Here is a 15,798-nt window from a genome sequence, read left to right as displayed (position 1 = left end):
ACTATAACGTGAATTGTTCACCAAGATATACATCTCTGACTTGTTGATTCGCGAGGATTTGATCTGCATCACCTTGGGCGATAAGTTCGCCATGGCTTACAATGTAAGCATGTTCACACACATCAAGTGTTTCTCTAACGTTATGATCGGTTATTAATATACCGATGCCTTTATTTTTTAAGTGTAGAATAATTTTTTTTATATCACCTACAGAAATTGGATCAACACCCGCAAAAGGCTCATCTAACAGAATAAACTTAGGGTCAGCTGCTAAGGCTCTGGCAATTTCTACTCGACGGCGTTCACCACCAGATAAACTCATACCTAAATTTTCGGTAATATGTCCAATGTTAAATTCTTCTACTAAATGTTCTAGTTTTTCTTCTCGTTCGATTTCTGTTAGTTCTTTTCTCGTTTGTAAAATCGCCATAATATTTTCATATACGGTCAATTTTCGAAAAATAGACGCTTCTTGCGGAAGATAACCAATGCCTCTGCGTGCTCGTTCGTGCATTGGCAATAAAGTGATATCTTCGTCATTTAAGGTAATGCTGCCGTTATCTTGAGTAACCAAGCCCACTATCATATAAAATGAGGTGGTTTTTCCTGCACCATTTGGCCCTAACAAACCAACGATTTGGCCAGCATTTACTTCTAAGCCAACATTTTTAACTACCATACGCCCTTTATAGGATTTAGCCAAGTGAGTAGCATTTAATTTCGCGTTGTTCATGGATTCTTTTTTTCCAATTGCTTTGGCTGTAATACGGTTTTAACGCGTTGATCATTTTCGCTTTTAGCAAGTACTTGTTCAGTTAAGAAATTATAGGTAATTACACTACCGTTTACTTTACTGCCTTCTTGGCGTAATTCTGCATTACCGGAAATGGTCACTGTGTTTTTGGCTGGCTCATATTTTATTTCATCAGCTTGTAGGTAAATGGGTGTTCCATCTTCTAGCGTTTGTTTAAACGTGGCGGGTTTACCTTGGGCAATATAAGTTTTTGTATCGGTTTCTGTTGCGGTAATAACTTGAACAAGATCAGCGTTGATCACCAATGAACCTTGCTTAATGACAACATTGTCGATATAGCTGAAAATTTTGTTTTTAAGATCAGCAGCTTGCCGTGAAGCATCAATGCTAATTTCTTGCTGTAAGTCAATTTTGGCAGCGTTAACATTGAATACAGTGCTAACACTCACGCTTAATAATAAAAGACTAATGTGCAGACGGTTGATAAATAGTTTGTTCATGTTGTGTGAGTGTTACCTGTTTCGTGTTTAAGTCTATTATTAACCCTGTGCCTTGCATAGCAAAATCAACACCTTTAATTTCTATGCGATTCTCTGAGCTAATAATATTGGTATTTAAATCTAGTTCTAAATACTTTCCATGAATCTCTCTAATTAAACTTTTTTCATCCGTTGAAATTAATAATACGTTATTTTCGAGTTTGACTCGATTGCTATTGTAAAGTGTGCCTTCATTAGCGCTTATTTTCCAAGGAACATCACTATCTTTTGGGTATAAGGTATATTTTGGGTACTCAAAGTATGTGACTGCTAATTCGTTGTAATGTTCCATTCGTTTTGCATCGATACGATAGGTTAAGCTCCCTAGTAACGAAAAAGCCTCACTTTTAAGTGATTCGGCGATAAAGTCAGGCGTGATGTTATTCTCAACCACTTTTATGTCTTCATTTTTTGTGTGATGCCATTCAAGCACACTGTATGCTGCAATCGCAAAGGCAAAAAATAAAAAAGATAATACCTGAGTTCGGCTCATATACTAGCGCCTGTTGCATTGTGCAATGTATTTTGACTTTGCATGAATAAGTCACAGGTTTCTCTAACTGCACCAAAGCCACCACGGGTAAACGTAGTATAGTCAGCGAGAGACAAAATGCTTGGATGCGCGTCACTCACCGCAATGCTCAAACCAACATGTTGCATACATTCATAATCAGGCATATCGTCGCCTATATAGGCAACTTGCTCTGGCGTTAAGCTTAGGTCTGCGATCATAGCCTTTAACGTTGGCAGTTTATTTTCTTGGCCTTGCACAATATGTTTGACCGTTAATGCTGTCATACGGGTTTGAACAATATTTGATTGCCTGCCAGTGATCACGGCAACGTCAACCCCGCTCGCGCTCAGTGCTTTAATACCGTAACCATCTTTAGTGTGAAATGCTTTAAGCTCTTCGCCATCATTACCGAGATAAATACGGCCATCCGAAAACACACCATCAATATCACAGACAAATAGTTTTATCTTTTTAGCTTTGTTGTATACCTCTGAGCTTACTTCACCGTATAAGGTTGAAACCATTACAGTACTCCTGAGGTTAGTAAATCATGCATATTCATTGCACCTATGGGTTTATTATGTTCATCAACGATAATTAAACCATTAATTTTTTTATCTTCCATGATTTTTAAAGCCTCTGCCGCAAGCATACTTTGCGGCGCTGTTGTGGGTGTTTTCGTCATGACTGAAGAAATATTATCTTGATGAATATCTATTTTAGCATCTAGTATTCTACGTAAGTCACCGTCGGTAAACAAACCAATAAGTGCGTGCTCTTGGTTGGTGATCGCAGTCATACCTAACCCTTTTAGCGACATTTCGACTAGGGCATCTTTGACTTTTGCGTGTTGATCAACAACTGGCAGTCGTTCTCCTGTATGCATTATATCTTGTAGTCTTAATAATAAACGCTTGCCTAAACTGCCACCTGGGTGCGATAAGGCAAAATCATCGGCAGTAAATCCACGGGCATTTAATAAAGCAACTGCCATTGCGTCGCCAATTACAAGTGTTGCTGTTGTGCTAGAAGTTGGCGCTAAACCAAGCGGACACGCTTCTTGGGACACTTTATTACAAACATGGGTATCACTGAGCTTTGCTAACGTTGAATTCGGGTTACTACTCATGGCAATGAGCTTTGCACCAATACGTTTTATCACGGGCAAAATTGATAATACTTCACCGGTTTCACCTGAGTTTGAAATAGCGAGCACAATATCTTCAGGGGTGATCATGCCTAAGTCACCATGGCTTGCCTCACCCGGGTGAACAAAAAATGCAGGGGTTCCTGTACTGGCAAAGGTTGCGGCAATCTTTCCGCCTATATGGCCTGATTTACCCATACCAATTACAATCACACGCCCTTTGGTTTCTAACATTAATTGGCACGCTGTTTCAAAATTAACATCAATAAATTGTGTTAATTCGATAATTGATTGCGCTTCAATATTGATAACGTCTTTGGCTATTTTGCTAAAATTATTCATAGTGAGCTCTAATGCTTTAACTGGCTAAACAATAACAATTGATAAGCTACAAAGGAAACTAGCAACATAACACCGTTTAATCTGGTGATTTTAAAATTACCTAAACGTCGTGTGAAACATAAGAAAAATAATAAAAATGTAACACCGAGCATATATGGTGCATCACGGTATGATGCTTCTGGATCAATGCTACCTGGAGCAATTAAACCAGCAAGAGAAAGCACGGCTAAAATATTAAAAATATTTGAACCAATAATATTGCCTAAGGCTAAGTCATCTTCTTTTTTGACGATACTCATAATACTTGCGGCTAACTCGGGTAAGCTTGTGCCAATCGCAATAACCGTTAGGCCGATAACCAAATCACTAATACCAAATGCCTTTGCAATGAAAACAGACGCATCAACTAAATATGTGGCACTTAATGGCAATATAATAATACCTACGGTTAGCCAAAACAGTGATGTAGGCGTTGGCAGAGCATCCGGTACTTCTTGTTCAGCTTCTAATACCATTGCATCATCAAGCGGGTGTGTTTTAGAACGACGCAAGGTAATAATCAGTAAAGTAAGAATATATGCCACAAAACCTACAATTAAAATAAGCCCTTCAACGAAACTAAAATAACTGTCAGAAACAAACCAATAAGCGATACCCGTTATCGCAAGTACTAGGGGAATTTCCCGTTTTATCGTACTTGAAGAAACAGAAAGCGGGTGTAAAACTGCGGTGATACCTAACACCAATGCGATATTCGTGATGTTAGAGCCTATAGCATTACCGATTGCAGTATCAGGGTTTCCTTGCAAAGAGGCAGTACCTGCAATCATCATTTCTGGTGCAGATGACCCCATAGCTACTATTGTTAGACCAATAATCATGGGTGAGATGCCGATATTGCGGGCAAGGGAAGAGGCCCCTAACACAAATTTATCGGCACTCCAAACTAAGGCGATTAAAGAAACTAATAATATAAAAATCTGTAATAACATTCATCACTCCAATATTAAGGGGTAAATTGTCGCCCGTTGTAAGAGAAAAAAAAAGCGTTATTGCACGAAGATTGATAAAAAAGCTAAATGATCGTGATTTTTTTACAAATATTGACCAAAACAGCTACTTTAGAGCACCAAATTTTATCGCAACTTTATTTTGATTGGCTACCGTGTGTGCAAATAATGACCACATCTTACACTTTCTTACGTTTGTACACGTTTTCTCACGTAATTTAGACATATTAAATGATGAAATTTGGATGAAGTATTTGTTGCAGTCAGGTAGAATTAGCACTACTTAAAAGATGGAAAATTAAACAGTATAATAAACCATGTCAGATATGTTGGTCGACATCAAAAATATGACTTTCAAACGGGAAGAAAGAATCATATATGATGAAATAAACTTACAAATACCGAAAGGTAAAGTTACCGCAATCATGGGGCCGAGTGGTATCGGAAAAACGACACTTCTACGCCTTATTGGTGGACAGTTGCGTCCTGAATCTGGACAGATACTGTTTGATGGTAATGATATTCCTACGCTTTCTCGTCATGAGTTATATCAAGTACGAAAACGCATGAGCATGTTGTTTCAAAGTGGTGCACTATTTACCGATATGTCGGTTTATGACAATGTTGCCTTTCCAATGCGAGAGCATAGCAAATTATCTGAGCGCCTTATTGAAAAAATGGTGTTAATGAAGCTCGAAGCTGTTGGTTTACGAGGCGCTCGAGACCTAAAACCTAATGAATTATCTGGTGGTATGGCACGTAGAGCTGCACTTGCTCGTGCGATAGCGCTTGATCCTGAACTTATCCTTTTTGACGAACCTTTTGCTGGTCAAGATCCTATATCGATGGGCGTTATCGTTCGATTGATAAAATCGTTGAATGATGCGTTAGGACTAACATCTGTTGTAGTTTCTCATGATGTACCCGAGGTGATGAGCATCGCTGATTATATTTATATTATTGCTGAGCAAAAAGTCATAGGCCATGGCACGCCGGATGAAATTCGTCAGCAAACGTCTCCGCTAGTGCAGCAATTTGTCAATGGAGAAGCCGATGGACCAGTTCCTTTCCACTATAAAGCAGCAGCATATCAAGAAGAGCTATTAGGTAAAGGGAGCGTTAAATGAATTGGTTGCAAACAATAGGCCGTAAGGTTATTGGTCGAGTTAGCGCCCTTGGCAGAGCAATAATCATGCTAACCTCTGCGCTAGCACATGTTCCTGATGTAAAACGTGGCTTTCCTCTGTTAGTGCAACAGCTTTATGCTGTTGGTGTGTTGTCGCTAATTATCATTGTGGTATCTGGCACCTTTATTGGCATGGTGTTAGCGCTACAAGGGTATACTATACTTGTTGGCTATGGTGCTGAGGCGAGTTTAGGGCCTATGGTAGCGTTATCGTTATTACGAGAACTTGGACCTGTAGTTGCCGCGTTACTTTTTGCGGGACGAGCAGGTTCCGCACTAACGGCAGAAATTGGCTTAATGAAAGCAACCGAACAATTATCAAGTTTAGAAATGATGGCGGTTGATCCGTTACGTAGAGTTATAGCACCACGCTTTTGGGCTGGCTTTATTTCACTCCCCTTATTAGCGGCAATTTTTTCTGCTGTTGGTATTTTAGGGGCACACTTAGTCGGTGTTGATTGGTTAGGTGTTGATAGCGGTACATTTTGGTCAGTAATGCAAGCGCAAGTTTCATTTGAAAAAGATATTTTAAATGGTGTGATCAAAAGCATTGTTTTCGCTTTTGTTGTGACATGGATAGCCGTTTATAAAGGTTATGATTGTGTGCCAACTTCAGAAGGTATTAGTAGAGCAACTACAGCTACGGTTGTGCAGTCTTCTTTACTGGTTTTAGGTTTAGATTTTATTTTAACCGCATTAATGTTTACCAAATAAATGTGTTCAGGTTTGGTTAAGCGGTGTTTGTGTTCAATGGGTGGATGACATGGTGTCAAAAAAAATAGAAGTTTTTGTTGGGCTATTTGCGGTAATCGGTATTGCTGCATTGTTAATGCTAGCGTTAAAAGTTGCCGATAGCGGTATTTCAGGTGGCGGAGAAACGTACAAGCTTTACGCCAAATTTGATAATATTGGTGGTTTAAAAGTACGCTCACCTATAAAGGTGGGTGGTGTTGTTGTTGGTAGAGTGAGTGAAATAAGCTTAGATTCTGACGATTACACACCTTTAGTTACGCTGGAAATCGATACAAGATTTAAAAACTTTTCAGAAGCAACATCAGTGTCTATTTTAACCGCTGGCTTGTTAGGCGAACAGTATATCGGTTTGCTACCTGGCTTTATTGATGAGTCGGTTGGTACACTAAGAGAAGGTGATTACATAGAAGATACTAAACCCGCTTTAGTATTAGAAGAATTGATAGGGCAGTTTTTATTCGGCCAAGGGAATGGTGATTAATGATTGGGGAAAAGATGAAAATGTTATCTAAACACACAGCAATTTTACTTACAGCATATTTGGCATCAAGTAGTGCTTTTGCAGCAGGCGATAATGATGCGTTATCAACATCTCAGACGCCTTTTTATGTAAATGAAGGTAGCGGCTCTGCCACCATTAATACTGCAGATCCGTTTGATATGATTAAAGCTGTTGCTGATATCACATTTAAACGCTTTGCCAGAGAACAAACGGAAATACGTAAAAACCCAAACTTATTAAAACAAATTGTGCGTGAAGAGTTAGTACCGTACATCGATTATCGTTATGCTGCTTTTAAAGTGATAGGCGCTAAGAATTTTAAGAATACGACAGCAGCAGAGCGTGATGAATTCGTACCTGTTTTTCTCAATTATTTAATCACTTCTTATGCACAAGTGTTTACGCTTTATAACAACCAAAAAGTCACCTTTGAACAGGCTAGGTTATCAAACTCTGGTCGTATCGCATTTGTCAAAACGTTAGTGATAGAGCCAGGTAGAGAACCTATCGATATTTCATTTTCCACGCGAAAAAGCAGAGATTCTGACGAATGGAAAGCCTATGATATGGTGGCAGAGGGGATCAGTTTGCTTGATAGTAAAGAAGCTGAACTTGGTAGCTTGATCCGCCAAAAAGGGTTACCACACGTAACGGAATTGTTAAAAGAAAAAGCCGAAAAAGATATTGTTTTTAAATAGGGACGCTACGTGAAAACATTAGAGATATTGCCAGAAGCACATCAATTGGTGGTTAAAGGCAATTTAACGCGTGAATTTATTACCGCTAGTGTAGAGCGACAATCTAGCCGCGACCTTTCAAATAACATTACCCACATTAACTTATCACAAGTTAATGTGGTAGATACCGCAGGGCTAGCATGGTTATTATTGATGGTTGAAAATGCTCAAAAAGCAGATTTACCCCTTAAACTTGTTGATTTACCTGACGACTTGGTGAAATTAGCAAAATTAAGTGCGGTCTCGGCTTTCTTGCCAGTACAATAAGCCCTATAATCCCAGTAACTTTGTTAATGGGAGACCCTTGTGGAAGTTTCTGAAATTGAAAAACTAATTAATGACGCTGTTGAGCTTGACGAATTACACGTAAAGTTTGATGGCTCACAATGTACCGTAATCGCTGTCGCTGATTTTATCGGAGAGTTATCACGAGTGAAACGTCAACAGTTGATCTTTGCTCCTTTATCACAAGCTATTAAAGATGGCTCTATTCACGCGGTAACAGTAAAAACCTTCACAACGTCTGACTGGCAACGTGAAAAAATGTTTAACTTACCCCTGTAATCAGTAATTAAGAAGAATACCTTGGACGCATTTAAAATCAATGGCGGTAATCCGCTTAATGGCGAAGTAGCTATTTCTGGTGCTAAAAACGCAGCACTACCTATTTTGATGGCTTGTTTATTATCTGAACGCCCGATCACTATCAGTAATGTTCCTGAGTTAAATGACATTAACACGACGTTAAAGTTGTTGAGTGATTTAGGCGCTGTTATTCAGTGGGTAGCAGAAGATCAAGTATCCATTGATGCATCTAAAATACATAATTATAAAGCGTCGTATGAACTGGTTAAAACAATGCGCGCATCCATTCTAGTACTTGGACCGTTGTTAGCGCGCTTTGGTCATGCCGAAGTCTCTTTACCCGGCGGATGTGCTATTGGTGCTCGCCCTGTCAACTTACACATTCAAGGGTTGAAGTTGATGGGGGCGGAAATTGACGTGGAAAACGGTTATATCATTGCGAAAAATCAAGGCCGTTTAAAAGGTGCCACAATATTCATGGACACAGTGAGTGTTACAGGTACAGAGAATTTAATGATGGCAGCTGCATTAGCAGAGGGTAAAACTATCATCGAAAATGCTGCCCGCGAACCTGAAATTGTTGATTTAGCAAATTGTTTAAATGCGATGGGGGCAAATGTTTCCGGTGCGGGCAGTGACACGCTGACCATTGAAGGTGTAGCTCGATTAGCTGGAGAACAGTATCGGGTAATGCCAGATCGTATCGAAACAGGCACATTCTTAGTAGCAGCTGCTGTGACTCAAGGAAAGGTGACCTGTACTAATACCGATCCTAGTGCACTCGATGCTGTGATCAGTAAGTTACAAGAAGCTGGTGCAACGGTAACAACAGGTGACGATTGGATTTGTTTAGCAATGAATGAAAGGCCTAAAGCGGTCAATATTCGTACGGCACCACACCCAGCGTTTCCAACGGATATGCAAGCACAGTTTGTTGCTTTAAATGCGATTGCTGAGGGAACCTCAACGACGATTGAAACTATTTTTGAAAACCGTTTTATGCATGTACCTGAACTACAGCGTATGGGAGCCGATATCGCCTTAGAAGGTAATACCGCTATTGCTAAAGGGGTTAACACGTTAACAGGAGCTCAGGTGATGGCGACAGACTTAAGAGCTTCTGCAAGTTTAGTAATTGCAGGTCTCGTGGCAACAACAGAAACTCAGGTTGATCGAATTTATCATATCGATCGCGGATATCAGAAAATTGAAGATAAATTACAAGCATTAGGCGCTGATATCACACGTGTTCAAGGCGCTTAACAGCATATCAAAACCACCTAGTAATTTAGGTGGTTTCCCCAATCTATAAAATTCTAACCACGTAATAAGCTTTACTGTTCACTTTCTAAAATAGTGACGGGTATTTTTAATTGTTGCTCACCGCGATATACAATAAAAATTAGTTCAGTGCCTGGTCTTGTTTCTGCAACTAAATCAAGTGCTTGTATAGTAGAAGTAATCGGTGTGTCGCCAATTTGAGTGACAATATCGCCTGCGCGAAGTTTGGCAATGTCGGCAGGGCTATTTTTAACAATACCACTGATAAGAAAGCCGCGAGGGTTTTGACTAAATACTTGTGTGTCTATACCTAACCAACCTCGAATGACTCGACCATTATCAATAATTTGTTGCATCACTTTGTAAGCCAGTTGGTAGGGGATCGCAAAGAAAATACCTTGAATATCAAGTTGCGGATTTATTTCTCTAAATAAGCGCGAATTAATGCCTACCAGCGCGCCATTGGTGTTTACCAACGCTCCACCGGAATTACCTTCGTTGATTGCAGCATCCATTTGTAAAAATTGAGTATGGTTTGTATTGCTTAGGCCTGTACGGCCAGTAGCACTAATAATACCTTGCGTGATGGTTTGTCCCAAGTTTAATGGATTCCCTATTGCGAGAACAACATCACCAGCCGATGCTTCAAGCTCGAGGTTTTGTGGGATCACCGGTAGGTTATTTGCCTCAATTTTTAATACGGCTAAATCGGTGTACACGTCATAGCCAATAATGGTTGCTGGGAACCTCTGACCATTTTGTAAATCAACACGAATTTGAGCGGCATTTTGCACCACATGATAATTGGTCAGCATATAACCATTAGGATCCATTATTACGCCGGAGCCTAATCGCGTTACGCTACGTGGGGCCTGCAAATAATTAACACTGTTTTGAATTTCTTCAGAATACAAGTTAACAACTGCAGGGCCAGCACGTTGAACCGCCGTTGCATAGGAAAGCGGAGCAGGCGAAGTTTTTTGCGGACGGAAAAAGCTCCACCAGTTGTCACCTTCACCACTTAAATCTGGGTATATAACTAAAAGGACGACAGCAAAAATAACGCCATAGCTAACAGCGTTAAGTACGTATTTTATTGAGTCTATGATTTTCAAGGGCGTAATTTACGGTTATTTTTTTAGAAGATTAACACATGTGTTAACAATAAAAAACGGCTCAATCATTGAGCCGTTTCCTGTGTATGATGTTGCTAGAATAAAATGTTAGCAACAGGTGTATCACTTCATCGGTAGAAGGTTAACGTATACGGATATACAGGTTTGAATTACCTCGAATGATATGCAAGAGCGAGATACCATCACCTTCTTTAAGTAATTCACGAAGTTCGCCAATGTTACTGACACGGCTGCGGTTTACACCGCGAATAATATCGCCTTTGCGCAAACCTATCATATTTGCAGGAGAATCTTCTTCAATGTCTGAAACCAATACACCTTTAGCTTGGTCATGATTTTCAAGCTCAGCACCTTCAAGCATACGATGAATTGACGCGGGTTCTACATTAGGGCTGTCAGCTTTTTTCAGCACAACGGAATAGGTTTTTTCTTTGCCATTGCTTTTAATGACAGTCAGTTTAACTTCACTGCCTGCACCAATAGCACCAATTTTACCGCGTAATTCTGAAAATGAGCGTATTTTTTTGCCATTAACTTTTGTGATCACATCACCCGCTTCAATACCTGCTTCATCTGCGGCTGAATCGATAGTGACTTGTTCAACAAAGGCACCTTGAGCTTCTTCAAGCTCCATTGCCTTAGCAAATTCACCGGTAACACTTCTACCGGCAACGCCGAGAACGCCTCTGCGAACTTCACCAAATTCAATAATCTGTGTGACTAAACTTTTTACCATATTACTTGGAATGGCAAAACCAATGCCGACATTACCGCCGTTAGGGCCAATAATCGCGGTATTAATACCAATTAATTCACCACGAAGATTGATTAAGGCACCACCTGAGTTGCCGCTGTTAATGGCGGCATCTGTTTGAATAAAGTCTTCAAAGTTATCAGCATTTAAACCACTTCTGCCTAACGCACTAATAATACCTGATGTAACTGTTTGGCCTAGGCCGAACGGGCTACCAATAGCGACGGCAAAATCACCCACTCGTAATTTGTCTGAGTCAGCGATGTTTACCGCGGTTAGATCTTCGGTATCTACTTGTAACAATGCGATATCGCTGTTTTCATCAGACCCCATCTTTGTTGCTTCAATTTGACGACCATCCTTTAGGGTGATTTGAATTTCGTCAGCTTCTTTGACCACATGATAATTGGTAACAATATAGCCTTTTTCAGCATCGATAATCACGCCAGAGCCTAGCCCTTGGAAAGGTCGCTCTCTTGATGGGGTTTGTCGAGGGTTTCCAAAGAAAAATCTAAAAGCATCAGGTACACGTTGTTTGATTTCTTGTGTGCCTCTTACCGAAATGAGTACTACCGCAGGGGTAACATTTTCGAGCATAGGGGCTAAACTCGGTATTTGTTGCCCTGCAACGGATAATGGTAAGTTTGCGTGTGCGGGTAGGCTTGCCATGGCAACGCCACCTGAAAGTAAAATACTACTCAACAGCACAGATATTTTTTTCATAACAGAGATCTCTCCTACTTTCATACTGATATTAATACGTTAAATTAGAGCACGTTGTATACTTTTATGTTCATTGCGTTATACAAAGTGGTATGACTACTGACTAAGGATTTAACTGCAAGTTCCTACTTTTCAATGTCGCTATTTGTAACAGCTTGTGTCTGATCGGCAAAAAGACCGCTTGCTGTACCAGAATAATCGAGTGGTGCTTCGGTGACAGTTTCTTGTTTTTCACGCTCCTTACGATCGTGTCTTAATTCCACTGTTTGCGCGAGTTGTTCTTGAGTTTCTTTGGCGAAAAATGGCATCACAATTTCTTCAGCGGTTGTGGCTTGTTGAAGTAGCTTAGTACTTTGCTCCATTTGTTGCATTGCCGTTTGACAAGTACTATTCATCTGTTCAAGCAGCTTCTTAGAGTCATCTAAGTGTTCTGCTACATCGAGTTTATATTGTGCTAATGATGCTTCTGCTTCGCTTGCTTTCTCAGCGAGATTTTTACTCTCTTTGTTTGAAGCCGACATAAATTTATTGGCAAGCATGCCTGCAATAGCGCCGACGATAAAAATAATGATACCCACAACAATATTCATAATTAAAAACCTTATTTAACAAGCCGTACAAATTGTAATAACGGAAAAAATTGGCGAAAATAGAGATTAACACACAAAGCCAAATTATTTGAAAGTTAATATGTATGCTAAATTATTTTTTTCAAGCATTGGTTAACAATCAATAACACGTAACGTTACATGATACATTTATCTCCTATAGACAAGTATAAACAAGATCTCGAAAGAGACGACTTTCAATATGATCAAGCACAAGAAAATGCGGTAAAACACCTACAACGCTTATTTGAAGACCTACAAAACAAGCCTTTACCCGTTAAAGGTTTCAAAAAAGTGTTAAATAGGTGGAAGCGTGTTATTGAAAAGTCCACTCCTACTCGGGCAAAAGGTCTTTATTTTTGGGGTGGTGTTGGTCGTGGAAAAACCTATTTGGTCGATACGTTTTATGATTGCTTACCGTTTAAGAATAAAATGCGCGTACACTTTCATCGTTTTATGCATCGTGTTCATGAAGAATTAAAAACGTTATCAGGGCAAGCTGATCCACTAAAGATTATTGCGAAACGCTTTGCTGATGAAACCTGTATTATTTGTTTTGATGAATTTTTTGTATCTGATATTACCGATGCGATGATCTTAGGCACGTTATTTGAAGAGTTGTTCGCTCATAATGTTACCTTGGTGGCAACCTCGAATATCATACCTGATGAGTTATATCGTAATGGTTTGCAGCGAGCTCGCTTTTTGCCTGCAATAGCTTTGATTAATCAGCATTGTGACGTTGTTAATGTTGATAGTGGTATCGATTATCGTTTGCGCACGTTAGAACAAGCTGAAATTTATCATCATCCGCTTGATAAAAAAGCGACGGAGAACCTTCATCATTATTTTACCCAATTGTCGGTTGAAGAAGGGCGTTCAAATACCGTTATCGATATCAATAACCGTCAATTACATGCAATTGAAGCGTCAGATGGCGTCGTACATTTTGATTTTTCTGTGCTTTGTGAATCCGCTCGAAGTCAAAGTGACTACATGGAAATAAGTAAAGTGTACCATTCGGTACTACTTGCTAATGTTAAGCAGATGAGTGCAGATAGTGATGATGCCGCAAGGCGCTTTATCGCATTGGTCGACGAATTTTATGAACGAAAAGTAAAATTAATCATGTCTGCTGAAGTAGCAATGGAAAATTTATACAGTCATGGAAGGTTAACGTTTGAATTTAAACGCTGCTTAAGCAGACTACAAGAAATGCAATCACACGATTATTTAGCGTCTGAACACATTCCTTAAGGTTTTTTCAAGTTCAGCTAAATTTTAATAGCCTCTTTATTCAGAGGCGACATCCTCTCGAAATTGTTCAGCGTCTAGCTGATGCTTTTTGAGTAGCTTATAAAATTCTGTTCGATTACGTTGAGCAATACGAGCCGCTTGTGAAACGTTACCAGCGGTAATTTTCAGCAGTTTTGATAAGTAATCACGCTCAAAATGCTCTCGTGCTTCTTGAAACGAGGGTAATTGTGAGGTGCGATCTCTTAATGCGTTACGAATAAGCGTATCACTAATTAATGGCTCAGTGGCGAGTGCGACGCTGTGTTCAATGACATTTTGTAACTGTCTGATGTTACCTGGCCAAGGAGCGCTAATAAGTACCTCTATTGCTTCTTTGGTAAAGCCATTAATCTCTCGTTTAGTACTGGTCTTACTTTTATTAAGAAAATGATTGGCAAGTAAAGGGATGTCTTCTCTTCGTTCAGATAATGGTGGTAAGGCAAGTTCAACAACATTTAGTCGATAATATAAATCTTCCCGAAAGTCATTATTTGCAATTGCTTGCTGTAGGTTTTGATGTGTTGCGGCAATAATGCGCACATCTACACTAACTGAGCTAGTACTGCCAACTGGGCGAATTTCTCTTTCTTGTAGCGCCCTCAGTAACTTAACTTGAAAATTCATTGGCATGTCACCAACTTCATCCAAAAATAACGTGCCGCCATCAGATGCTTCAAACAAGCCAACATGGTTTTGTTCTGCGCCAGTAAAGGCACCTTTTTTGTGGCCAAATAACTCAGATTCTAATAATTGTTCGGGAATAGCTGCACAGTTTATCGCGGTGAACGTATTGTCTTTACGATCACTTGCTAAGTGAATGGCTTGTGCAAGCAATTCTTTACCGGTTCCACTTTCACTGTGTATTAATACGCTAAAATCGCTTTGTGCAACCTGTTTTGCCTGTTGCAGTAAAGCTGCCATTACCGCACTACGACTGATAATTTTTTGTCGCCATATTTGCGATTTATCGTCTTGTGTAAAGGTATCGGCATGTGGTTGCAAATGAAGTGCTTGCTTAGCTGTTTCAAGCAGTTCTTGGCTTTCAAAGGGTTTAGTTAAAAAGCTAAACACCCCTTGTTTTGTAGCATGTATCGCATCAGGAATAGTGCCGTGAGCCGTCATTATAATCACAGGAAGGCTTGGTTGAACCGCACGTATTTTTTCAAATAATGCCATACCGTCCATACCTTCCATACGTAAATCACTGATCACTAACTGAATTGGGTGGCTATCCACAATATTGAGTGCTTTTTTTCCGTTATCTGCAGCATGCACATGATAACCTGCGGCACTTAATCGAATACTAATTAGACGCAACAAACTTGGGTCATCATCAACCACTAATACGTTTAATTTTTCTTGTTGTTCGGTGTTACTGCTCATTAATTTAGCTCTTGTGGTTGAATGTCTCTTTCGATGCTTTTTAATTGATTAATTTGTGTCGTTAACTTATTGACTTGTTCTTCAAGGTCATTGTTTTCTTTTTGCATATTTTCTAGTGCCTTAGTACTTAGCACATTTTTATTTAATGCAATAATCTGCTGATTTAATTGTTCTGATAATAATTCAATAAATGCTAAGTCAAACGCTGAGAGATGACTTTTATTTAATTGATTTAAAATGGTTTTTGCTGTGTATGGATTGTGTTGATTAGCTTTCGGTATGGCATACAATAAAGCGAGTTGTGCATGGTTTTTATGTGGTGATTGCGTTGTGCTAGTATTATTATTTACGCGCGTAAACTCATCGGATAATGCTTCAACGGGCAATGACTTTAACCATAAATAATATTCACTAATGGTCGGTGTAACTGCCTTGTCTGAGGTTAATTTACAGCCGCTGAACGCACACATTAATATAAAAATTAATAGATAACTATTCAGTTGATATTGCTTAGGTGCAACGAAGGTGCGGAAGCTCTCCATGTTCAT

19 protein-coding genes are annotated in these 15,798 nt (G+C 39.6%); 8 read left to right on the top strand and 11 right to left on the bottom strand.

Annotation, left to right across the window (positions count from 1 at the left end; translation table 11 throughout):
• Position 1: 1 nt before the first annotated feature.
• Genes lptB through Q4489_RS08500 form a run of 6 tightly spaced genes read right to left on the bottom strand, consistent with a single transcriptional unit; the run spans position 2 to position 4,288 of the window.
• On the bottom strand, positions 2 to 733 hold the full coding sequence (lptB, locus tag Q4489_RS08525; RefSeq protein ID WP_074498620.1) for an LPS export ABC transporter ATP-binding protein: 732 nt from the start codon (positions 731 to 733) through the stop codon (positions 2 to 4).
• Positions 730 to 1,254 (bottom strand): lipopolysaccharide transport periplasmic protein LptA, encoded by a 525-nt coding sequence (gene lptA, locus Q4489_RS08520; protein ID WP_303479075.1) that lies wholly within the window; start codon positions 1,252 to 1,254, stop codon positions 730 to 732. The genes lptB and lptA overlap by 4 nt, the downstream gene beginning before the upstream one ends.
• Entirely contained in the window at positions 1,220 to 1,786 is a 567-nt protein-coding gene (gene lptC / locus Q4489_RS08515) for an LPS export ABC transporter periplasmic protein LptC (protein WP_303479072.1), read from the bottom strand. The genes lptA and lptC overlap by 35 nt, the downstream gene beginning before the upstream one ends.
• Positions 1,783 to 2,331, bottom strand: a complete 549-nt coding sequence (kdsC, locus tag Q4489_RS08510) for a 3-deoxy-manno-octulosonate-8-phosphatase KdsC (RefSeq protein ID WP_303479069.1) — start codon at positions 2,329 to 2,331, stop codon at positions 1,783 to 1,785. The genes lptC and kdsC overlap by 4 nt, the downstream gene beginning before the upstream one ends.
• A complete protein-coding gene (locus tag Q4489_RS08505; protein ID WP_303479066.1) occupies positions 2,331 to 3,296 on the bottom strand; it encodes a KpsF/GutQ family sugar-phosphate isomerase in 966 nt (321 codons plus the stop codon). The genes kdsC and Q4489_RS08505 overlap by 1 nt, the downstream gene beginning before the upstream one ends.
• An 8-nt stretch (positions 3,297 to 3,304) precedes the next feature.
• Entirely contained in the window at positions 3,305 to 4,288 is a 984-nt protein-coding gene (locus Q4489_RS08500) for a calcium/sodium antiporter (protein WP_286271414.1), read from the bottom strand.
• 335 nt (positions 4,289 to 4,623) lie between these two features.
• On the opposite strand from Q4489_RS08500, the gene mlaF reads away from it, so the two are divergent.
• The 7 genes from mlaF to murA are packed head-to-tail and all read left to right on the top strand — an operon-like array spanning position 4,624 to position 9,332.
• On the top strand, positions 4,624 to 5,433 hold the full coding sequence (mlaF, locus tag Q4489_RS08495; RefSeq protein ID WP_303479061.1) for a phospholipid ABC transporter ATP-binding protein MlaF: 810 nt from the start codon (positions 4,624 to 4,626) through the stop codon (positions 5,431 to 5,433).
• Complete coding sequence (mlaE, locus tag Q4489_RS08490; protein ID WP_303479058.1) at positions 5,430 to 6,206, top strand: lipid asymmetry maintenance ABC transporter permease subunit MlaE; 777 nt, start codon at positions 5,430 to 5,432, stop codon at positions 6,204 to 6,206. Before mlaF ends, mlaE begins: the two co-directional genes overlap by 4 nt.
• 49 nt (positions 6,207 to 6,255) lie before the next feature.
• Positions 6,256 to 6,726 carry an outer membrane lipid asymmetry maintenance protein MlaD gene (gene mlaD / locus Q4489_RS08485; RefSeq protein WP_303479055.1) on the top strand — a complete coding sequence of 157 codons (471 nt, stop codon included), beginning with the start codon at positions 6,256 to 6,258 and terminating at the stop codon, positions 6,724 to 6,726.
• Between the two features lie 14 nt (positions 6,727 to 6,740).
• The gene (locus Q4489_RS08480) at positions 6,741 to 7,445 is read left to right on the top strand and encodes a phospholipid-binding protein MlaC (protein ID WP_303479053.1); all 705 of its coding nucleotides are present in this window, start codon (positions 6,741 to 6,743) and stop codon (positions 7,443 to 7,445) included.
• 9 nt (positions 7,446 to 7,454) lie between these two features.
• Positions 7,455 to 7,751 carry a lipid asymmetry maintenance protein MlaB gene (locus Q4489_RS08475; protein ID WP_303479050.1) on the top strand — a complete coding sequence of 99 codons (297 nt, stop codon included), beginning with the start codon at positions 7,455 to 7,457 and terminating at the stop codon, positions 7,749 to 7,751.
• A gap of 39 nt (positions 7,752 to 7,790) precedes the next feature.
• Complete coding sequence (locus tag Q4489_RS08470; protein WP_074498631.1) at positions 7,791 to 8,048, top strand: BolA family protein; 258 nt, start codon at positions 7,791 to 7,793, stop codon at positions 8,046 to 8,048.
• Between the two features lie 21 nt (positions 8,049 to 8,069).
• Positions 8,070 to 9,332 carry a UDP-N-acetylglucosamine 1-carboxyvinyltransferase gene (gene murA, locus Q4489_RS08465; protein WP_303479046.1) on the top strand — a complete coding sequence of 421 codons (1,263 nt, stop codon included), beginning with the start codon at positions 8,070 to 8,072 and terminating at the stop codon, positions 9,330 to 9,332.
• 71 nt (positions 9,333 to 9,403) lie between these two features.
• Here the strand turns inward: murA and Q4489_RS08460 are convergent, their stop codons facing one another.
• The 3 genes from Q4489_RS08460 to Q4489_RS08450 all read right to left on the bottom strand — a co-directional run bounded on the left by Q4489_RS08460 (position 9,404) and on the right by Q4489_RS08450 (position 12,553).
• Entirely contained in the window at positions 9,404 to 10,465 is a 1,062-nt protein-coding gene (locus tag Q4489_RS08460; RefSeq protein WP_303479043.1) for a trypsin-like peptidase domain-containing protein, read from the bottom strand.
• Between the two features lie 142 nt (positions 10,466 to 10,607).
• Positions 10,608 to 11,963, bottom strand: a complete 1,356-nt coding sequence (locus tag Q4489_RS08455; protein ID WP_074498633.1) for a DegQ family serine endoprotease — start codon at positions 11,961 to 11,963, stop codon at positions 10,608 to 10,610.
• 125 nt (positions 11,964 to 12,088) lie between these two features.
• Positions 12,089 to 12,553, bottom strand: a complete 465-nt coding sequence (locus Q4489_RS08450) for a DUF1043 family protein (protein ID WP_303479040.1) — start codon at positions 12,551 to 12,553, stop codon at positions 12,089 to 12,091.
• A gap of 159 nt (positions 12,554 to 12,712) precedes the next feature.
• On the opposite strand from Q4489_RS08450, the gene zapE reads away from it, so the two are divergent.
• Complete coding sequence (gene zapE, locus Q4489_RS08445; protein WP_303479038.1) at positions 12,713 to 13,828, top strand: cell division protein ZapE; 1,116 nt, start codon at positions 12,713 to 12,715, stop codon at positions 13,826 to 13,828.
• Positions 13,829 to 13,864: 36 nt separating this feature from the next.
• Here the strand turns inward: zapE and Q4489_RS08440 are convergent, their stop codons facing one another.
• Positions 13,865 to 15,250: a sigma 54-interacting transcriptional regulator gene (locus Q4489_RS08440; RefSeq protein WP_286271426.1), complete on the bottom strand. Its 1,386-nt coding sequence runs from the start codon at positions 15,248 to 15,250 to the stop codon at positions 13,865 to 13,867.
• Entirely contained in the window at positions 15,250 to 15,798 is a 549-nt protein-coding gene (locus Q4489_RS08435; protein ID WP_303479034.1) for a hypothetical protein, read from the bottom strand. The genes Q4489_RS08440 and Q4489_RS08435 overlap by 1 nt, the downstream gene beginning before the upstream one ends.

Source organism: Thalassotalea sp. 1_MG-2023, from assembly GCF_030546745.1.
Classification (GTDB): Bacteria; Pseudomonadota; Gammaproteobacteria; order Enterobacterales; family Alteromonadaceae; genus Thalassotalea_C.
This window is presented reverse-complemented; position numbering and strand designations above follow the sequence as displayed.